Source organism: Mycoplasma sp. 246B, from assembly GCF_054353935.1.
Window position 1 is genome coordinate 1 of the sequence record NZ_JBTHHM010000005.1, and the last position, 22,168, is coordinate 22,168.

At 27.1% G+C, this 22,168-nt stretch carries 18 protein-coding genes; 8 read left to right on the plus strand and 10 right to left on the minus strand.

Going from position 1 to position 22,168, the window contains the following annotated elements; genetic code table 4:
* Positions 1–273: 273 nt before the first annotated feature.
* The 6 genes from ACXYRR_RS02690 to ACXYRR_RS02715 all read left to right on the plus strand — a co-directional run bounded on the left by ACXYRR_RS02690 (position 274) and on the right by ACXYRR_RS02715 (position 8,933).
* Positions 274–2,172: a P68 family surface lipoprotein gene (locus ACXYRR_RS02690; RefSeq protein WP_458597689.1), complete on the plus strand. Its 1,899-nt coding sequence runs from the start codon at positions 274–276 to the stop codon at positions 2,170–2,172.
* A 70-nt stretch (positions 2,173–2,242) separates the two neighbouring features.
* Positions 2,243–4,087, plus strand: coding sequence for a P68 family surface lipoprotein (locus ACXYRR_RS02695; protein ID WP_458597691.1), 1,845 nt, complete (start codon positions 2,243–2,245; stop codon positions 4,085–4,087).
* Between the two features lie 89 nt (positions 4,088–4,176).
* Positions 4,177–5,982, plus strand: a complete 1,806-nt coding sequence (locus ACXYRR_RS02700; RefSeq protein WP_458597693.1) for a P68 family surface lipoprotein — start codon at positions 4,177–4,179, stop codon at positions 5,980–5,982.
* A gap of 48 nt (positions 5,983–6,030) precedes the next feature.
* Positions 6,031–7,209 (plus strand): ATP-binding cassette domain-containing protein, encoded by a 1,179-nt coding sequence (locus tag ACXYRR_RS02705; RefSeq protein WP_458597695.1) that lies wholly within the window; start codon positions 6,031–6,033, stop codon positions 7,207–7,209.
* Positions 7,181–8,128, plus strand: coding sequence for a hypothetical protein (locus ACXYRR_RS02710; protein ID WP_458597697.1), 948 nt, complete (start codon positions 7,181–7,183; stop codon positions 8,126–8,128). The genes ACXYRR_RS02705 and ACXYRR_RS02710 overlap by 29 nt, the downstream gene beginning before the upstream one ends.
* On the plus strand, positions 8,121–8,933 hold the full coding sequence (locus ACXYRR_RS02715; RefSeq protein WP_458597699.1) for an ABC transporter permease subunit: 813 nt from the start codon (positions 8,121–8,123) through the stop codon (positions 8,931–8,933). Before ACXYRR_RS02710 ends, ACXYRR_RS02715 begins: the two co-directional genes overlap by 8 nt.
* Positions 8,934–8,969: 36 nt before the next feature.
* Here the strand turns inward: ACXYRR_RS02715 and ACXYRR_RS02720 are convergent, their stop codons facing one another.
* The 9 genes from ACXYRR_RS02720 to ACXYRR_RS02760 form a co-directional block, all read right to left on the minus strand.
* Complete coding sequence (locus tag ACXYRR_RS02720) at positions 8,970–9,797, minus strand: TIGR00282 family metallophosphoesterase (RefSeq protein ID WP_458597701.1); 828 nt, start codon at positions 9,795–9,797, stop codon at positions 8,970–8,972.
* Between the two features lie 38 nt (positions 9,798–9,835).
* Positions 9,836–10,816, minus strand: coding sequence for a recombinase RecA (gene recA / locus ACXYRR_RS02725; protein ID WP_458597703.1), 981 nt, complete (start codon positions 10,814–10,816; stop codon positions 9,836–9,838).
* Between the two features lie 62 nt (positions 10,817–10,878).
* Positions 10,879–12,297, minus strand: coding sequence for an aromatic motif membrane protein (locus ACXYRR_RS02730; protein ID WP_458597705.1), 1,419 nt, complete (start codon positions 12,295–12,297; stop codon positions 10,879–10,881).
* A complete protein-coding gene (locus tag ACXYRR_RS02735) occupies positions 12,281–13,276 on the minus strand; it encodes an aromatic motif membrane protein (protein ID WP_458597707.1) in 996 nt (331 codons plus the stop codon). The genes ACXYRR_RS02730 and ACXYRR_RS02735 overlap by 17 nt, the downstream gene beginning before the upstream one ends.
* Complete coding sequence (locus ACXYRR_RS02740) at positions 13,266–14,399, minus strand: aromatic motif membrane protein (protein WP_458597709.1); 1,134 nt, start codon at positions 14,397–14,399, stop codon at positions 13,266–13,268. The genes ACXYRR_RS02735 and ACXYRR_RS02740 overlap by 11 nt, the downstream gene beginning before the upstream one ends.
* Positions 14,377–15,087: an ABC transporter ATP-binding protein gene (locus tag ACXYRR_RS02745; RefSeq protein WP_458597711.1), complete on the minus strand. Its 711-nt coding sequence runs from the start codon at positions 15,085–15,087 to the stop codon at positions 14,377–14,379. Before ACXYRR_RS02745 ends, ACXYRR_RS02740 begins: the two co-directional genes overlap by 23 nt.
* The gene (locus ACXYRR_RS02750; protein ID WP_458597713.1) at positions 15,087–16,802 is read right to left on the minus strand and encodes an ABC-2 transporter permease; all 1,716 of its coding nucleotides are present in this window, start codon (positions 16,800–16,802) and stop codon (positions 15,087–15,089) included. The genes ACXYRR_RS02745 and ACXYRR_RS02750 overlap by 1 nt, the downstream gene beginning before the upstream one ends.
* A gap of 290 nt (positions 16,803–17,092) precedes the next feature.
* Entirely contained in the window at positions 17,093–17,968 is an 876-nt protein-coding gene (locus ACXYRR_RS02755) for a hypothetical protein (RefSeq protein ID WP_458597715.1), read from the minus strand.
* A complete protein-coding gene (locus ACXYRR_RS02760; protein WP_458597717.1) occupies positions 17,952–18,902 on the minus strand; it encodes an RluA family pseudouridine synthase in 951 nt (316 codons plus the stop codon). Before ACXYRR_RS02760 ends, ACXYRR_RS02755 begins: the two co-directional genes overlap by 17 nt.
* 63 nt (positions 18,903–18,965) lie before the next feature.
* On the opposite strand from ACXYRR_RS02760, the gene ffh reads away from it, so the two are divergent.
* Together ffh and ACXYRR_RS02770 are read left to right on the plus strand one after the other, a co-directional pair.
* Entirely contained in the window at positions 18,966–20,318 is a 1,353-nt protein-coding gene (ffh, locus tag ACXYRR_RS02765; protein WP_458597719.1) for a signal recognition particle protein, read from the plus strand.
* Between the two features lie 81 nt (positions 20,319–20,399).
* The gene (locus ACXYRR_RS02770; protein WP_458597721.1) at positions 20,400–20,981 is read left to right on the plus strand and encodes a hypothetical protein; all 582 of its coding nucleotides are present in this window, start codon (positions 20,400–20,402) and stop codon (positions 20,979–20,981) included.
* Here ACXYRR_RS02770 and ACXYRR_RS02775 read toward each other — a convergent pair.
* On the minus strand, positions 20,978–22,027 hold the full coding sequence (locus ACXYRR_RS02775; protein WP_458597723.1) for a hypothetical protein: 1,050 nt from the start codon (positions 22,025–22,027) through the stop codon (positions 20,978–20,980). The genes ACXYRR_RS02770 and ACXYRR_RS02775 overlap by 4 nt on opposite strands.
* Positions 22,028–22,168 lie beyond the last annotated feature (141 nt).

The window sequence follows — 22,168 nt, forward strand, 5'->3', positions numbered from 1 at the left end:
CAAACTCTCGAAAAAATTGACTGTCATGTTTTATATCTAGTTTTCAAAGAACTTTTTTGAACTTTTTTTAAAAGTCGCTTAGATATTATAGCAGTAAAATAAAAAAGCAAAATTATTTTTTTATTTTTTTTTGATTTTTAATTTGTAATTTATCGAAAGAATAATTATTCTTCTCTTACATATTTTATATTTATTTTATATTATATAAATGAATTTGTGTGAAAAAGTAGTAAAATATTAGCAAACATTAAAAATAATATAAAAGGAGATTCAATGACAAGAAAGTATAAGCTTCTTTCAGTACTTTTTGGTACTTCAAGCTTAACTACACTAATTGCTGCTAGTTGTGGAACTTCGCAGCAAAAGAAAACACCAGGAACAGGCACAGAAACAGCTCAATATCCAACCGACAAAGCTGCTTCTGATAATACTGTTCGTCTAGCAACTGCACAAGGAAAGGTATACCCTTTAATGATTGCTCTTAAGCAACTTGTGCCTTTATATAATCAAACAATGAAAGATCAAGCAGGATATTTACCTGTTGTTTTAGAGACAGCTGATGAAACTAAAGCAAAAAGTGAATATGAACTTGGAACACAAGCTGAAAATTATATCAGAACTAATGATGCAAAACTTGCTAACTTACTCTTAGGTAACAAAACCACTGCATATCAAATTAATTCATATGGTAAGATTTTAGATGTTTCTGATACTTTACCTAACAATTTGTTTCCAACTAAAATCTTAAAGAATCACAACAACTTAGTTGGTGAAGATACATCAGGTGGAAAAATTTATAACCTTCCTTTTGATGTTTCTGATACTAATGGATTTAGTATTAACATCGACTTATTAAACAAAGCATTAGAACTAATGAAAACAGCCGGTGCTACTGTTGTGAGTGAAGGTAAAGTTTTTGAAAAACTTACTGCAAACAAAGACAAAGGAAATAACATCCCTGCTGAATCAGTAATTAACTACTTAAAAGCAAAACCTGGATCACTAACAGGATATATAGTTAATCAAAAAACTTTTGAAGGTGTTGAAAGTTTATTTGAATTTGCAAGAAAATTCTATTCAGCAGTCGAAGTTGATACTGCTAAAGTTGCTACAGCAACAACCGAACTTATTCCATTACAAGCTTTTTCAATTGACTACCAACAAGATGAGTTTTACAAACTTATCAATAATGATTTAAATTATAAAAAACTTTGAGAACTTGAACCTACAACAAATAATCAATTTGACTTGTCTAAAATCAAATACAACTTACCAAGTGATCAAGCAATGAAAGACAAATTTGTTGAAGTATTTAACAAATTTGTAGATAACCATTCAATACAAGTTCAAACCAAGGTAGGTGATAAAGATGTGTCTAAACCTATCTTATTTAGAGATGTAAAATTCGAAAATAACTCAAATGAATGAGCATCATGACATATGAGACAATATCAAACCATTTTTGCTATAGTTGCTTCTGTCGGTCTTGAGCAATCAGTTAATTCGCAAACATCTCGCAATTTCTTTGCTGCTAAAAACCCTGATGCTCCAAAGAAATGAACAACTCGTGATGATGTTTTCTTACAACAACAAATTACTAAAAACAAAGCAGATGATACTAATGCTACCTATTTTGAAGGTGGTTCTAGTTTAATCCCTGTTGCTGTTGGTAGTAAAGAAGATGCTGCTACAAAGATGTTTTTAAACTGATTGTATAACGGTAAAACCACATGAAATAATAAAGAGGTTAATGTTCGTGATTTAATGTCTGAACTTTCTGCATACATCATTCCATTAAACACAGATTTAACTCGTGGAGTAAGTTTTTACAACAATGTGGAATCAGATTTAGATACACAAATTGCTGCAAATGAAACAAAACTAAAAACTTTATCAGATGGTGAAGAAAAAACCAACCTACAAAAAGCAACTGAAGCATTAAAATCACAAGCTAACTATACACACTCAGCTGCATTATCATTCACTTCATTAAAAGAATTTAACGATGGTAATGAAGATTTATTTAGCTTACCAAGTAATCCTAAAACAACAAAGATTAATGCATACATCGCTACACAATTGCTTAATTCAACCCTTGATAAAAATGCAACTAAAGCAAACGGAACAGATGTGTTAAACCATGTTTTAGATTTAATCAGTAAAGAAAACTAATAATACGAAATCATGTGTATACATGATTTTAAATTTTAACTTTTAACTAGTATTAATAAAAAGGACACAAATGAAAAAATATACTAAACTCTTTTCTATTATTTCCCTTGCTTCAGTAGCTCTTGCAGCAAGTTGCTCACAAAGTAAAACAAAACAAACTGAATATCTAACAAACAATGCTGCAAAAGATAAGAAAATTGTTTTTGCCACTGCACAACCTAATTCTTGACCTTTAATGTATGCATTAGAAAAGATGATTCCTCTGTATAACAAAGAAATGAAAGACCAACCTGGGTTTTTACCTGTAGAGTTACAAACAAAGGAAATAACAAAAGCAGATGGCGAATTTGGTTTAGCTACACAAACTGAAAATTATATTAAAAGTAACGATTCCAGACTTGCTAACTTGCTTTTAGGTAGCAAAACCACTGCATATATTATCAATAAATATCAAAAACTTCTTGATACATCAAAAGAACTTCCAATTTCTTTATTTCCTAAGAAAATACTTGAAAATCATACTAGTGTTGTTGGAGAAAAACTAGGTAGCAAATTATTTAACTTACCTTTTGATGTCTCAGATACCAACGGATTTATATTAAACATTGACTTAATGAATAAGATGTTAGACTTAATGCGACAAGCAGGAGCAAATATCGACCGAAATGGAAAACTTTTTGATACCTTAAATGAATATAAAGATAAAGGAAATCACATCCCTGATGAATCAGTAATAAATTTCTTAAAAATAAAACCAGATTCATTAAAAGGTTACGCTATAAATTCTAAAACTTTCCAAGGGGTTGAATCGCTTTTTGAACTAGCACACAAGTTTTATGATTCAGTTGAAATAGATAATGATAAGGTTGCTAAATTCAACAAACCTATTATCCCTTTACAAGTCTTTTCAATCGATTACACATTAGATGAATTTTATAAAGTGCTAAATAATAGACTTAAAGGTAAAAAACTTTGACAACTAAACTCCACAAATGGTCAATATGATCAAAGTAAAATTACTTTTAATTTAGCAACAAATAAGAAGATGCAAGCTGATTTTATCGATGTTTTTAACGAATTTGTTAAAAACAAATTAACTATTGTACAAGCATCAAATGACAAAAATGTTAATGATGTTTTATTTAGAGATGTTAAATTTGAAGGAAAAAGCGAATCAAGTTCTTCACATATGCGTCAATATCAGGTAATTTTCAGCATCTTTGCTTCTGTTTCATATGAATACACATTTAATTCAAAGACTATTAGATATTTTAATAAACCAACTGCTGATGTGTTAGCAAAGTGAACCACAAGCGATGATGTTTATTTACAACAACAAGTTTTAAAAAATAAGGCAGACGATGATTTTGCAACCTATATCGAGGGTGGATCATCATTAGTCCCTATTTCAATTGATAATGGTGGCGATGAAGATAAAGCAACTACTATGTTTATTAATTGACTTTACAATGGAAAAACTACTTGAAATAATAAGGAAATTAATGTCCGTGACTTAATGACACAATTAGCTGCTTATGTTATACCTTTAAATAAGGATTTAGAACGTGGAATCAGTTTTTATGAAAATGCTGAAAAAACCTTAAAGGATGAAATTGATGCTAATGAAGCAAAACTCAAAAATCAACCTAATAAAACCTTAGATGATCAAACTGAAGAACTAAAAACAGAGACACATCACCTTCATTCAGGAGCATTGTCGTTCACATCTTTAAAAGAATTTGTCGATACAGATGTAGCAAAATTATTTGATTTACCAGGTAATGAAACTACCTCAAAAATCGATGCTGTAATTAAGGAATCATTAATAAATTCAACATTAAACAAAAATCCATCTTTTAAAACAGGACAGCAAGTTTTAGATGAAGTTCTACAAATTATTTCAAAAAATCAGTAATAAGATTGCACTATGTGCAATTTTATTTTGCTAATTCTTTTATTTATGATTTTGCATTATAATATAGCAATAATCCATAAGGAGTTATAATGAAAAAGTTACTGAGATTTTTATCAATCGCATCATTAGCAACATCAGCAGTTGCTATTAGTTGTTCAAATGCACAAAAACAAAGAGAAAGTAAAATTCTTTTTGCTACATCACAAGGTGATTATTTTCCTTTGATTATGGGACTAAAGGAAATTATCCCTTTGTATAATCAACAAATGAAAGACCAACCTAATTTTCTTCCTGTGCAACTACTAACTAGCAATGACACCAAAACTAATTCAGAATTAAAATTAGCAGCTCAAAATGCAGAATATATCAAAAACGATGATAGCAAGCTAGCAAACATTTTTTTAGGTAACCAAGCAGGTGCATTTTTAATTAATTCATATAATAAACTTTTGGATGTTTCAAGTGTGTTACCAGTTAGTTATTTTCCAAGCAAACTTGTTACAACTCACACTAATTTAGCTGGCGAAAAAATTAATAATACTCGTATTTATAATCTTCCTTTTGATGTTACTGATATAGATGGTTTTTCTATAAATATCGATTTGTTAAATAAAGCATTTGAATTTTTAAAACAAGCTGGAGCAACTATTGATGAAAATTCAAAAATATATCAATATGCTTTGCAGCACAAGGATTTAGGTAACCAAATACCAAGTAATTCATTAATCAACTACTTAAAAATCAAAGACGATACCAATTTAAAAGGTTATATAATTAATGATGCTACATTTAACGGGATAGAATCACTTTTTGATCTTGCTCGTAAGCTTAAAAGTATATTAGAATTTGATAAATCAAAGGTTGAAACAAGCGATCAAATTGATGATTTAGCGATTTTCACAATCGATGAAAGAGATGATGCATTTTTAAAAGTTTTAAATAACAAACTACAGGGCAAGCGAATTTGGCAACTTCAAAAAACTAATGATAAATATGACTTTTCAAAGGTGAAATACAATCTTGAAGATGCTAACATAAAAAAGGCATTTATAGATACATTTAATGAATTTGTCGCTCTAAATCATAATGAGTATTTAAATAATGCAGTTTTTCAAGATATAAAATTTGAAAACCAAATGGATGAATGAGGTTCATGAGCATTGCGTGATTATAAAGCGATTTTTTCTTTTGTAGCTAATGTAGGTTATGAGCAATCTATGGATAGTCCAATTTCCAGATTTTTTTATTTAAGCAAAGATGATAAAGAAAAATATAAAAAATGAGCTCAAAGAGATGATATTTATTTACAGGAGCAACTTACTAAAAACAGAGCAAATGATGCTTTTTCCACATACATCGAAGGTGGATCAAATTTAATCCCAATTTCAATTGATAATGGAGGAAAACAAGATAATGCAACTTTATTATTTTTAAAATGACTTTATCAAGGAAATGTAAATTATAATGGTGAATACATTAAGGTTACTGATTTATTAGCACAAAAAACTGGTTATATAATCCCACAAAAAAGTCAAATTGAATCTGCATCAGATTGATATGTTCAAAGACAAACTATTTTAACTAATAAATTAAAGTTACTTAAAAATCAACTTAAAACTAATTCAAATAATTCCGATGAAATCCAAAAACAAATTGATAAATTAAGCACAGAAAGCAATTATTTATATGCAGCTGATACAACTTTCAAAGGATTAAAAAACTTTGAAAACAGTAAAAGCGAAGATATTTTTTGAGTTCCTATCGACCAAACAACATCTGCTATTGTCGAAAAAATTCGCTCTTTACTTCTTGATTCTACATTGAAAAAGAATCCAAAAATAATAACAGGAGAACAAGCATATCAAATCATTTTAAATATGATAAAAAACTCATAGTTATTGTCATATTTATTTTTGTTTTTGTATATTTGGTAAAATTTATTTATGAATGGTATAGCAAGTGTAAAAAATCTTGTTTTTGTAAAACAAAAAAAAGAAATTTTAAATATCCCAGAATTATATATTCCTGAAAATAAAATAATATCGATAGTTGGGCCATCAGGAGCAGGCAAAACTACCTTATTAAATTTGTTATCTAAAATTGAAACACCAAAAAGTGCTGAAATCACTCTTTTTAACAATATGCAGACTGCTCAAATAGGTTATATTTTGCAAGAAAACTTTCTTTATGAGGAAATAAGTGTTTTTCATAATATTTATCTAAGCGCAAAAAACTCATTTGTTTGAAGACATGAAAAAAGGTTAGAATTCTTACAAAATTTTGATGCTAAATATTATTTATCACCTTTTTTACAAAAACTTATTAATAAGTATAAAGAAACAAAAAACGAAAAGAAAGAAAGATGATTATTCTATACAATATGACATTTTTTGTTTTTTAAATATATGTTTAAAAACCAAAATGCATTTAAAGTTTTACAAAAAGAATCAAAACTTAAGCAGTTTTTCAAAAAAGACCTAGATTTTATTGCTGATAAAGTAGAAATAAAGCAAATTTTAAAGCAAAAAGCACAAAATATCTCAGGTGGTCAAAAGCAGCGTGTATTAATTGCTAAAGCGATAATTAAAAAGTCTACTTTGATGCTTATGGATGAACCCTTTTCAGCTCTCGATGTTAAGATTAAAGAAAAAACTATTGAATGAATTTTAAAAATCAAGAAAGAATTTAATTTATCAATTATTTTAGTTACTCACGATCAAAATGATGCTTTAAAACTTAGTGATTATATAATGGTAATGAATAATGGCAGAATAGAACAATTCGATACAAAAGATAAAGTGTTAGAAGAACCTGCATCATACTTTGTAGCGCACTTCTTTTGCTCACCAAGATTAAATCTAATCAAAGAGGATGATATATATAAATATTTTGTAAAACCTAAAGATATTCAAATTTCCTTATCGACTGATTCAGAATGAATTGTTAGACAAAAGGAAAATATTGCTGATCTAACAATATATACAATACAAAATCAAGACAAAGAATATGTAGTTTCAAACACAAATTCAACATTGAATATTTTAGATAAAGTAGATGTAAATATACCAGAAAACAAAATAATGAGTTTTAAACATGAAGAAGTTATCGATCAACAAAACTAAATTATCTAATGTTTCACTTGCTTTATTATATATTCTACCTTTGTTAATCCTTGTAATCATCTTTTATATCTACCCCGTAGTGAATTTATTTCATGAATCATTTATAAATTTTCCATCAAAAACTAAGAAAATTTATTATTCTTATGGTTGAGATAATTATCGTCGTGTTATAGAAGATAACGACTTTCAGACAGGATTGAAAAATTCCACCTTTTTGTTTTTTGTACCTACATTTATCTCTTTATTTTTATCTATAATTGTTTCTTATTTAATCAGTTCTTTAACTTTAAAAAGAACTAGAAACTTTTTTTTAAAGTTAATTTATTCACAATTTTTTATTTCTGGTTATACAGTTGGATTAGCCTTTATCTTACTGTTTGGTGAAGAGAACTTGTTTTTTGGTATATTTAACTCGAAACGGAGTTTTCTTTACGGAAATAACTTATTAAGTATTAAATTTTATATGACGCTGTTTCAACTTTGACGATCAATGCCCTTTAATATCATTATTTTTGGTTTTATTTTTAGTCGCATTAATGTTAAATATGCTAAATTAATTAAAATAGATAATCTTAGATTCTGAGATCGACTTAAATATTTATATTATGTTGAATTCCGAAAATACTTTATTTTAGTTACATATACAAACTTAATTTTCTCTTTTTTAATGTATCCTGGTGCTATCATACCTGAAGAACGCATCGTACCAACTGGGGCCCATACACTTACAAGTTATATTTTTTCATTAATTAAACCTTTTGCAGGAACATTATCAGTAGATACAAACAAAGCATATGCAGCAAGTTTACTAGTAATTTTATACTTACTGTTTCTGTTTATAATAAGCTGATTAGGTTTATTTGTATTCAAAAAGACTTTTCAACTTATTATAAAGTATAAAGGAGCAAAAGATGTATAAAAAAGCATTTAAGGAAGCATTAATTATTATTTTAATAGTCATTTTAATCATTATCATCTTATTTCCGATTTATATTTTAATCGTCTCTGCCTTAATGCCTACCGATGATGTGGTTAATAAAAGATTTACTATAAGATTGAGAAAGTTTGATTTTTCTAATTTCAATTTCTTTAGTGATATTCGTTTTTGAAAAGCAGTTGGACTTTCTCTAAGTAGTTCCTTGATGCTTTTATCTATTCGTTTGATAACATACACACTATTTGTCATAGGTATTTCAAAACTCGGAAAAAGATCTAAGAAGGTTATCTTACTTATAATACTTATTTTATCTTTCATCCCTGAATTTGCTATATACTTATCATTAAATAAGGTGCTTAATGAACTGAACATCACAAACAGTTTAACACCTTTATCACTTGTTACAAATGGATTTTTCTCTTACTTTTTTATGTATAATCTACTTATCCATTTTGAAAAGAGTAAACAAAAATATTATAAAGCAATGAAAATTGATAATCTCACATTATGACAGAAAATATATTTAATTTATTGAAAAGAAATGAAAGAAACCTATATTCTCTTGATTATTTTTAGTTTTGTTTCTGTATGAAATGATTATTTATGACCAAATTATATACTTAGCGGAACAAATGATGCAACTGTCGGTATCTGATTTAGACAAATTGGACAAGTCCCTGCTGGAGGAAGTTTGCTAAACATTCAATCTGCTGGGGCATTAGTTGTTATTGCTATACCATTAACAGTTTACTTTATTTTTTCTAAGAAAATTGTTCGTTCTGTTTAAAATACTTTTAAGTCTTTATTATAACTTAAAAGTATTTTATTTATAAATATCAATATTTTGAATGTTTAATGTTTCTATTTTATTTTTCTTTTCTTTCATACCATTTTTATATAATGTAATAATAACCCCATTTATTTGGGTGTTGTTCGAACTTACAACAAATTTTTCTTTTTTACTTCCATCATCATTTATTTTAGCCATTATTTCAGCAGGATTTACACCAATAGCAGAATTAATAGGACCTACCATTCCGGCATCAGTTATATAGACTGTTCCGTTTGGTAAAATATGTGCATCGTTTGTTTGTACATGTGTATGTGTCCCACATATAGCATCAACTTTTCCGTCTACATACAAACCAAAAACATATTTTTCGCTTGTTGTTTCTGCATGAAAATCTATAAAATGAAAATCTGCTTTTTGGAAATTATTTGTTAATTCATCAAAGGATAATAAAAATGAATTAGCATATTGTTCCTGTCAAGGCTTAAACAGTTCGTTAAAACTTACTCCCATAAAAGAAGAAACTCTTAATGTTGAACCATTTATACTAAAAACCTTTGATCCAAATCCCTCATATTCATAATTAACATTAAAAGGTCTCACTATATCTGCTTTATTAATAATTTGCAATATACTTTCATCAGCTCAAACATGATTTCCCATTGTAAAACAATCAATTCCTGCTTTTTTTAAGCGATAATAATCTTCCACCGACAAACCTTTACGTCCTGTTACATTTTCTCCTTGTGCAATGACAAAATCAATATTGTGTTCTTTTTTTATCTTATATAAATATTTTTCAACAGTTATAATACCTGGTAATCCAAAAACATCACCTAAAAACAAGATTCTGATACTCATAATACATATATTATAAATGTTTATAAAAATAAGTAAGGCTAATGCTTACTATATTCTTGAACTTGACTTAGGATTTCATCATATATATCAGAATGTGTTAATAAATAATCACGTAGGTTTTTCTTACCCTGAGCAACATTTTGTCCTTGATATCCATATCAAGCACCCTTTTTATCAAGTATATCTTTTTCAGTCGCCATATCAATTACTTCACCAATTTTATCAATTCCTTTATCGAAGTAAAATTCACTTTGTCCACTACGATATGGTGGTGCAATTTTGTTTTTAACAACTTTAAATTTAATTTCAGCACCTATAACTTCTTTATCTTCAATAATTTGTTGTCCCTTACGAACTTCTACACGAATGCTTGAATAGAATTTCAACGCACGACCACCTGGTGTTGTTTCTGGATTACCAAAAATTACCCCAACTTTTTCGCGGATTTGATTAATAAAAATAATAGTAGTTTTATTTTTATTAAGATTTCCTGTTATTTTTCTTAATGCCTTTGACATTAAGCGGGCTTGAGCACCAATTTGTTGATCTGTCATTTCTCCGTTCAATTCTGCTTCTGGAACTAATGCTGCTACTGAATCGACTATTATTAAATCAATATTACCTGTTTTTGCTAAAATATCGACTATTTCTAGTGCTTGCTCACCACTATCAGGTTGCGATAGTATTAAATTATTAACATCTACACCTATTTTTTGAGCAAATAATGGATCTATTGAATGTTCTGCATCGATAAATGCCGCAACTCCACCTTGTCTTTGAATCTCTGCTACTGCATGTAATGATAAAGTTGTTTTACCACAACTTTCAGGTCCATAAATCTCTATGATACGCCCTTTTGGATAACCACCACCAAGTAAATTATCTAGTGTTATGCTGCCACTACTGAATGTTTCTACTGCTAATTCAGGAACATCTCCTAAAAGCATAATAGATTCTTTACCAAACTTCTTTTCGATTTGATTTATTGTTGTAGTTATAATGTCTTTATTGTTTTCCATTTCACCTCCAATATTATAATAAAATATTCAATAATACGGACCAATAAAGAACAAAATACAAACTATTTCACTGTATTTATCAATGTATATCTCATTTCTCTACCACCATATTCTTCTTCAAAAACAACTTTTGTAGCAGGTGATGGCGAAACATTCGGATCTGCTCATATTCTTGTGCTATTTACATATTTTTTTAAATCAAAATCTTCTAATTTTTGTTTACTTAATAGCAATTTTGGATATGTATAAATATATTCACTTAATTTTTTTCTTGTTATTGTCTTTTTACCACCTTTTTCAGTAGTTTCTATTTCAAAAGAAAGGATATATCCTTGTTTTGTTAACATAAATATTCTTTCTTCATAATGATATGTTGGTTTTTTTATAGAAACTTTTACATCATTTGCAATACTAAATAATTTTTTCTTAGGGAAAAATGATGGTGGGATTTTTGATAAATCATTGCATTTAAGTTCACCCTCATCCTCACATTCATCGTCATCTTCATCAACATCAGAAGCTTTGCTATTTTCTCCCTCCATATCCTCATCTTTTTCATCGGATTCTTGTATTTTTTTAGAGTCTTCTGGTTTTTTCAGTTCTTCTTCTTTTTGTTTTTTTTCTTCTTCCTCTAGTTGATTATTATCTTTTTGATTTTCATTTTGTTCATCTTTCTCTTTATCATCATCATCTGTTTTTTGGGTTTTTGGTTCATTGAATGAGTTCTTTAGTTTCTCTAACAAACTTTGATTTTGTGTTTTTTCATCTTTTTTAGGTTCAATATAATTTTCTTCTTTTGGTTTTTCTACAATCTCTTTATTTTCTTGCTTATCATCTACTATTTCTTTCTTTTCTTTAGGTATTTCTCGTTCTAATGGTTCTTCAATTTCATAAAAATTATATCTTTGCACAACAAAATCAATTATCTCATTATTATCTGCTATAAAATAATCTTTATAAATCTTTTGTTTAGTCTCTGCATCATCAACAACATCTGCTTTAACAAATTCATCTGTTGCGATATTTGGTGACTGCATAAATTTAAATTTATCTAAATTAAATAACAAAAACAATCAATTCTCTTCGAACAACACCCTTTTTTCATCTTCTGCTTTTTCTGTTGTAAAATTTCTTTTAGTCTTAAATGTTTTATAGTCAAAAGAACCTTTGTCATAGGAAGAAATGAAATTATTTGAGTATCTTAATCAAGTTTTTAAAGAAGTTAAATACTCTTGTGCATTAATACTCTTTTGCTTTTTAATATACTTTTGAATATCTTCATTATTATCATACAATTTGTGTAAAATTTCTTGGATATAGCCGTTTTTTATAAAGTTATCTCATTTATCATTTTCTGCATTTACAGAATTATTTACTAAGAAACTAACTTCATTTTGCTGTGGCTTAGAACAAGAAATAGCAGCAAGCACTGGCATAATAAATAATCCTAAACTTATAGTTTTTCTAACTCATTTTTTCATTCTTTCAAACTCCAAACATAAATGCAGGTTCACCATATTTTTGTTTTTTCACCATTACATCTTCAAATTCTGGATATGCATTAGGATATTGATGTATAAATAATGTGTGAACAACTGATGAAACTAGCGGAAGTGAAATGGTATTTGCTTTTGAACTACCAAAATATCAATTCATTGCTTTCATAGATAATTTAGGATTTTCAGTATCTAGATTTTCTATTAAAATTCTGAAAACCATCTTTCCTTTACTAATATAATAGATAACACTATTTCGAAATTCTACGCTTTCAATTCCTTGAATCTTATTATCTAAATAATTGTCATAAAATCTAAATGGTGGATATGAAATTTTTGAATCAATTGATTTTTTGTATTCTGAACTTGCTGTTTTCCCATTTTGCAGTCCATCATAGACATATTCGATAAATTCAAAATCGAATTTGTTTATATTTGTGAAAAAATAATATCAATTTTGGGAGAATATTTCATTTTGTTTTATCGCAAAATCTCTAAAATGAACTCTTATATCAGATAATTGTTTTATTTTATTTACGAGTTGTGATTCTTTTTCAATTATTTGTTTACTGTTTATTTTAGGTGTGAATTTTAGTTCCTTTAAATCTGTTTCGATATCATCTATTTCATCTTCTATATTACTTAACTGTTCTTTATATTTTTGTAATAATTTATTATATTCCTGTGACATAGTCAAAAAAGTCTTTTCAATTTCATCTTTACTTTGCTTTTGGTTATTTATAAATTCAAGTTTTTTAACCTCTGAACCTTTAAACAGATCATTTAAAATATCATTAATAATAGCATCTGTTTTCTTTTGTTTAATGTCATAAGGATTTGAACTTATATCTTCTTCGTTTGATATCAAAGCACTTAGTTTTTCGCCTTGTGAATAATTGGTGCAAGAAACAGATATCAAAGGAACTAAAAATAATGAATTTAAAAATATTTTTTTAACTTTCATCACTGTCTCCCAGACTAAAACGAGAAATATAATTATATTTGTGGTTTAGATTGTATTCATAAATGCTTCGATGTAGCATTTCTGAATAATTTTCTCTTTCGAATAATTTTGCAAAATTTTGGTCTGTAAATTTTGCAAAAACTTCTTTTTTTATTTGTGCATCTGTTTTATTTTCATCTTCATCTATTATCTTTTTTTGGTAATTAAATAAACTATCAAGTGATTTTTTATATGCATCTTTTCAACTTTGGATAAATACATCATAAACTTCATTGAATGTCCCTAAAACTCTTGTGGTTAATATTTCAGGTAATATAAAAATATGCTTTTGCGGTTGGTTATTGACTTGTTTTTTATATACAAAAACAGTCATAATTGAGCCATCGGTAAGTTCTATAAATAATATTTTTGTATCTATATATTTATTTAACTCAGATGCTGCTTCTTTGTATTCATCTGGTATCAAATTAATGAATCTTTGTTCATAAATTTTCTTAATTTTGAATTTATTTATTTTATACAAAAGCGAATCAGTATTTTTTACTTCATCATCTTTGTTTTTAATCATTAACTTTTCAAACAACAAATCCATTATATTTGTTGTTTGATTATTTAAATAATCACGATCATCTTTGAAATTTTCACCATATGGGTTATAAATAAAAGTGAATTTATTAATATTATTTAAATACCAAAACCAATTTTCATTTAACAATTTTGTTAAAACATTTATACCTTTTTTAGCATATTTACCAGTCAATTCACTTCGATCTTTCGAATTTACATAAATAAATAAAGGTGCATATGTTAAAGCAGATGATATATCTGATAAATAACCATTGTTTATTGAATTTTGTTCATTATAAAATTCGTTTTTAACTTGCTCGCTTGTGCTTTCATCAAAATAGTAACTATTAGCAATTGTTAATAAATCATCATTTTGATGAACTTGCTTTACTAAATAATTTCTGTAATCCACTTTACTTTCTTGTTTATTTGTATACGAGTTTATAAATTCGCTTTTGTTAGAGTTTATACTAACAAAAGCAGATACAAGTGATATCGCTGCTACACCCAAAACACTTGCTGATGTTATTAGACTAATTTTTAATCACTTTTTCATAAAAAACCTCTTCTAAATTATTTTCATTTGATCCAGAATACAAAATTTTGCCTTGATGAATCAGTGTAAATGAATCTACATATTTTTTAATTTCACTCAATATATGCGAACTTATAAAAATAGTTGTTCCGTTTTGGTGCAATTCTTTTAGTATTTTGAATAATTGATATCGTGCTGTTGGGTCTAAATTAGCAGCAGGTTCATCTAAAATTAATAATTCTGGATCATTCAGTAATGCTTGAATTAATAGAACTTTTTTCTTTTGACCTGATGAAAAATAAAAAGGTTTTTTGTTTTTTAGATCTAAAATACCGAAGTTTTCTAGCATCTGATCGATTTTTTGTAACAATTTTTCTTTTTCAGTTGCTTGTTTTAAATTTAACATCCCTAAATACTTTAAATATTCAAATGTAGTAATTTCTTTAGGGAATATAGTGTTTTCAGGAACATATCCTAATCTTTGTCTACTATCTGGTTTTTTAATGCTTATTCCATTTATTAAAACATCTCCTTGATAATTTATATATGATCCAATAATAGTTTTTATTGTTGTTGTTTTCCCTGCTCCGTTTTCTCCTATAAAAGCATGAAAACTTCCGGTTTTTACATCAAAATTTAAATCAAAAATACCAGTATTCTTCTTTTTTGAATAAAATTTACTTAAATTTCTAACTTCTAGAATATTCATTATTTATAATCCTTACGATAATATAATTTGTTATTTACTAATACCAATGCTGCTGATAAAATAATTCAAATCAAAAAGTAAATATTTTTTTCAACTACCTTTATATTTGTTCGACTTAGCTCATAAACATCTTCAACTGGTGTAAATAAATAATTGTTAGATTTGTTTAAATCATAGCGAATAATTATTTTTGAATTGTTTTTATCACCTGATACTTCTTGTTTTGCTACATAATCAGAATATCCACCTATATTGTAGTCAAAACCATCTATATTAATTGTATATGTATCAGGATCATAATTATTATTAATATCATTATGTAAAATTGCATCAAAAAGTTTTGTGTCTAAATAAGAAAAATATCCATAATAAATCAATGCAACTGCTAAATAAATTTTCTTTTCTGTCAAACTCTTTATTAACTTGTTTTTTAAAGAACTTGGATCCAATACAACACTCTGAGTTTGTAATCTTAATAAATGACTATTTTCACTATTTAATGCATCTGAAAGATATTTAAAATAGATATCCTTGCTTTCAAGTTGCTGTGTATTTTGTGTTTTATTAAGCACTTGTTGATAAAATTTCTGTGCATAATCATCAAATGCCAAATCTGATAAAAGTTCCTTAATATATTTTCACTTTAGTTCACCTACAATATTTTGCGAAGAGTTATAAACAAATTTATCTTCCGGAAATTCAGTCTTAAAAGTATCAGCACCATCTCTTGCATAAATAATATTGGTATTAATTAAATTATTGAATATAGTTTGATTTTTAAGTGCTGTAGGCACCAAAAATGCATTTTTATTTACTATAACAGCAGGTTGAATAATTTGAGAATCAGGATTTTTAACTTCAGATGTGCTTTTTAACTTATCAGTTACACTATATTGTTTTAGATTAGATTTAGGTAAAAGAATATAATTATAGATATAAGAATCCTTGTTTTTATAAAACAAGTATTTGGATAAATTGCTGTCTTGTTCATCTGAAAATGCATTAAAAATATTAGCATTATTAATATTAAATATATCCAGCATTTGATAAGGTGTAATTAAATATGAATATATTTGTCAATCTCTAGCAGATGCTTTTGAAGTAGCAAAAGCTTTATCAAGAAATTCTTTTTGATTTTTATTGAATTCTGAACTCTCATATCCATTAGGAACTATGTAATATTTATCATATCCATTGTTTAAATAGAATTTTTCTGCATTTACTCTATTTCCTGATAAATGATTCTGATATGGTAAATTTAAATAATATGCATAATTATTTGCTGTTGAAGTGCTTTTGGCAGCAATTATGCTTCCACCTATTGCTAGCGGACTAAAAAGCAAAATAGGTAGTGTTATAGCGACTTTTGTGTTGATTTTGTAAGCAATCAAAGATGTGAATGTTCCAAATAAAATGTATGCTAGAAAGAATGTAGCAAGACTTATAAAGATTAAATATCACATAATTACTAATAGTTTTAAACTTGCCAGAATAAATATATTAGAGAATATAATTATAACAGCTCAATATAGTCCAAAAACTATATTAGAAAATGTTTTTGCTCATATAATGCTTTTTCTCGAAATAGATTTTGATAAAGTAAGTAATTCTATCCCTTCTTCTTCTAAATCTTTATATATATTAATAGTTTTTATTGCTGAAAAGAAAACTGTAATTAATAATTCAACAAAGATTACTATATAAAAGGATAACATTTTTTGTTTTGTATTTATATTTAGTTGACTAAATACTATTGAACTTATTATTGAAATTATAATCCATATAATGGGTACTATAATTGTGTTCTTTTTCTTCAAAATTAATTTATGTATAAAAAATACATAATAGAAAAACTTTTTCATTTGTCTCCTTATATTACTTAATAGTAATATATTAATATTATAGTATAGTAATATAAAAAAGCAAATTATTTTTAATTTTATGTTTTTCTTGCTTTTTTACTTTCACACAAGCATAAAAAACAAGAAAAAAACTACATATAAATTTATGTAGTCTTATTTTTCTTTGTATAAGCAATAATTTTTTGAATTAATTCTTCTTTTTCCATATCAGCATAACCAAAAATATTTAATTTTTCTCCTATTTTATGAAGCTGGCTAAGTGGCAATCTAATAAGCTTTTTATATTCTTCGCTTTCTTGTGGTTTCGGTTCTTGTGGTTGCTGTGTTTGCTGGTTTTGTTGTGGATTTTGATTAGTAAATCCAAAAGGCGAAACAAAGGGATTATTATTTTGGTTTTGACTTACATTTTGCATAAATTCTTTTAATGCCTTAGTTTGTAAGATAATAATAAATGTTTTTCTTATTCGACTTACTTCTCTTTGAACCAAAACAAACAATAACACATAAATAAATAAAATAATTATTGATACAATGAATTTAAATAATATAATCTGATTTCCTTGTAAACCCTTGTAATTACTTGGAGTAAATAAAAAAATTGCTAATGTTATTATGTTATATAAACTAATTAATCAATTAAATAACAATGCTCCATTAGATAAATAACCATAATTTTTTTCTTTTGTTGACCTTTGAACTGACATTACAAAAAATATAATAGTAGAAGCAGAAAACACTAACGAAAAAAATGTAGTTGTAATGTCTTGTTTGTATGTATAAACAGCAGCGCCTTGAATATCTTTTGTTTGTTCATTTGGTTCAACAGTTTTATTAATTGTTTGATATAAATCTACATAAGAATTATAATTAAGACCTACAAATATAATTTGTGCTAAATATAAAGCAGTTAATACAGATAAAAGTCCGATAAAACTAAAAACTCAAATATTAAAATAGTTTTTGTATTTATCTCAAAGACTCTGTGTATCAGCAAATTGTTCGTTATAATACTTCTTCATTTTGTCCTTTCTTTGCTTCATATATTTTAATAAATTCATCAAAATCTAAATTAGCTACATCAAATTTTGAGTCTGGTTTGCTATAAAATTCTAGATATTTTTTGGTTATCGGATGCTCAAATTCTAATTTATATGCATGCAGTCTTTGACCCTTATCATCAACTGATTTACCATACAAAGGATCCCCATAAACAGGATTTCCTATATGTTTTAAATGAACCCTGATTTGGTGAGTTCTGCCTGTTTCTAATTCGCATTTAACTAATGTTTTAGGTAAATAATCAATATAAAAACTCTTAATCATTGTAATATGAGTTATAGCAGGTTTGGAATTTATATTTGTAATAGCCATCTTTTGTCTATCGATGTTCGAACGACCTATTGGTAGGTTTAAAAGTAACTTTTTATCTTCTATTATCCCATCGCATATTGCTAAATATTTACGATTTATTTGATGTTTTGCAAACTTTTCCGATAGCAACTGATGTACTAAATTATTTTTAGCAATTATTAATAAACCACTAGTATCCTTATCAATTCGATGCACTATCCCTGGACGCAATAATCCATTTTCATTAGATAAATTGTTTTTAAAGTGATATAAAAGTCCGTTTACCAGTGTTCCACTAGTATGTCCAGGTGATGGATGCACCACAAGTCCACAAGGTTTATTTATTACAGATATATATTCATCATCATATATTATATTTAAATCCATTTTTTCAGGTTGAACATGAATTTCTTTATCTAAAACTTTCTGTATTTCTATGTTTTGCCCAACTGAAACAACAAATTTAGGTTTATTTACTAAAATTCCATCTACTCAAACTACTTTTTGTGCAATCAATTCTTTTATATCATTTCGAGAAATATTAGAATTATTTGCTATATATTTATCAATCCTCTCTGTATATTTGACTGTTAAATGTAACATTTTCAAATTATACCAAATTTAAAAAAGTCACACGAAAATATTGTCTTAATGTATAATTGAATTATGTTAGGATTTTTAGAAAAAAGAATGCAAAAGGCACTTGAAAAAGTGCAAAAAAAAGTTACCTTAAACGAAGAAGATATTTTGGTAATCATGCGCGACATCAAAATGGCACTTTTAGAAGCTGATGTTAACTTGCAAGTAGTCAAAGAATTTATTTCTAAGGTTAAAGAAAAAGCTTTAGAAGAAAAAATTGTCGGTAAACTTAACCCATCGCAACACTTCATCAAAATATTGCATAATGAACTTGTTGAAATACTTGGTTCAAAAGTAAAAGAAATTCAAATTAGCAAGCGACCTTATATAATAATGATGTGTGGTTTGCAAGGATCTGGTAAAACAACTGCAACAGCAAAACTCGCTTACTGATTCCGTAAGAAGAAAATGGTGACTAAACCATTAGTTATAGCTGCCGATATTTATCGTCCTGCTGCTGTTGAACAACTTGTGACATTAGCAAAAGGTATTCAAGTAGATTTTTATGAAGAAGGTATAAATAACAGTGTAGATAATATTGTTTCCACAGCAATGGCAGTAGCAAAAGAAAATCAAAATGATTTAATCATCATCGATACCGCAGGTCGTTTATCAATTGATGAAAAATTAATGGATGAATTAAAAAGATTAAAAAAGATTGCAAATCCAGATGAAATATTCTTTGTAACAGATGCTTTAAGTGGACAAGATGTTATTAATGTTGCAAAAACCTTTAATGAGGCATTAAAACTTACTGGGACTATAATTACTAAACTTGATTCTGATGCTCGTGGTGGTGCAGCATTAAGTTTAAGATATATCTTAAACCTACCGATTCGTTTTATCGGAACTGGTGAAAAAACATCTAATTTAGACTTGTTCTATCCTGAACGTATGGCTGATAGAATTTTAGGTATGGGTGATGTTATGTCTTTAATCGAAAAAGCCCAAGATGTAATTGATGAAGATAAAGCAACTAAAATGTTTCATAAAATGATTACAGGTGATTTTGGTTTAGATGATCTTCTTGAGCAAATTAACCAGGTAAAAAACCTCGGTAAATTTTCTAAAATATTAAAAATGCTCCCCGGAAACCTTGCATCCAAAGTAGATGAAAGTCAAATAGAAAAAGCAGAAGAAAAGATGTATGTTTATCAAATTTTGATATCTTCTATGACAAAAAGAGAGCGTCAAAATCCAAAACTTTTAAAACAAGTTTCACGGAAAGAACGTGTATTAAAAGGTAGCGGTCGCTCTCCTCAAGAATTTAACAAACTTATTTCTGACTACGAAGCAATGGTAAAACGTATGACAGAAATGGCAAAATCACTTAAAAACGGAGGAGGATTGGGAGGATTAGGTGGAGGTTTTGGTTTCTAAAAAGTAAGTTCAATGAACTTGCTTTTTGTTTTTTTTGCAAAAAGCATATAATTTTTCAAATAAGTAGTTATGAAGCAAGGAATGAAAAAATTTACTGGTTGATCACAAGGAACCAGAGCAGTAGAAGGTAAAAAAGAAGGTGAAAACTTTCTAAAGAACATTTTAAATATCCTAAATATACAAACTCTGCAACTAACACCTGGAAATAAATTTCACAGTGTTAAAAGCGGATTAGAACCAAACAACTATATGTCTCCTGATTTTGTTATAAATTGTCCTAATACATTTAAAATTAAATTCAAAAACCGACCACAATATTTATTTTTAGAAAGTAAATTCAAACAAATAAATGGTTCTGACTGAGAGAAATTAGAATCTAATTTTGGATATCATCATCACTTTTATAATAACTTATCAGAATTATTCGGTCAAGATATAAGAATTCAAACAATTGTTATATTGGTAGGTTTTTGAAAAATATTACAGAAAAATTATTGAAATTTTATAGATTATTACAAAAGCACATATGGTGAATTTGTCATATTTGATTTTGGTTTCAAAGAAGATATTTATACCTTTGCAAGACTAATGGATATTAAATTAAACAAAGAACAAGAACAAAAAATTGAAGAAGCTTGAATAAAAGTACACAAAATAGATTAATTAAAATTCTTTAAGATTTGATAAATTACACCAGCAGGAATGTGTGATGTTTCATTTGCTTCCCCTATTTGCTTTGTATTAAAATCACCAATAGTTTTTAATGCATATTTTTGTTTAGTTAATTTTCCTAATGTCATTGAAGTTTTCTTTAGTGATGAGTGTCCTTTATCCCCAATTTTATAACCTATATCAACATATCACCTACGATAATATTTATAGCATCCAAATTCATCAAGAACTTTTTTAACATGTCTAAAATCACCTGACCCATTAAGGTAATTTTTCTTATATTCAACATTTTCAATTCATTTATCATAATATTCTTTGGACACTTCTTCTCATTGAGTTTCATATGTTCTAGGTCTGCGATCTTTTTTTAATTCTATTTTTATATTTGAATAAAAGCATCCAGATTTATTTTGTGGAAAATCATATGCACCATAGCATGCAACATTTTCATAACCATTCAATCCCAAATTTACTCTTAAAAATTGAAATAACATCGAACTATCAGGATTTTCTATATATCAATATTTTGGTTTAAAAGTTTTTATCAAATTCACGGAATTGACTGCGCATTTTTCACCTAATCTCTTTATAAAAAGTTGTTTTGGTCCGTTAAGTCTTTTAGTAAAACCAGATTTAAGGTTTTCAAATTCTTCCAAACTTCTTTCGATAAGTTTGGAATTTTTGTCACCTTTTATTTCTTGTTTTCAAAAACAAGTTCCTCCTCCAACCATTGATAAAACCTTACTAAAAGACTGACACAATGTTGAACTAAGAATAATGTCAGGTTTTTGTATAGTGTTTTCTTTAATTAATTTATTAAAATCACTGATTATTGAACCAGAACTTAAATCGATATCTATATAAGTTTGGAAATTATAGTCAGTTTGACCACGAAAACTTTCTTTATGTGTTTTAACAACATCGAAAGTATAAACTTTGTAATATTGATCTAAATTATATTCTTTTATTGCTCTTGATACAGAATTGCAACCACCACCAAATAAATCTCAAATAATTTTCTTATTAAATGATTGCATTTTTCTCCTTATATTTATTTTATCAAATTCTTTAATTTTGCTTTCGTTAATCTGTATGCTTCTGAATATTAATTATTTCAATATTTTGCTCTTTTTTAATACTATTTTTATAAAAATCTAATAATAAGATATGATTATTTA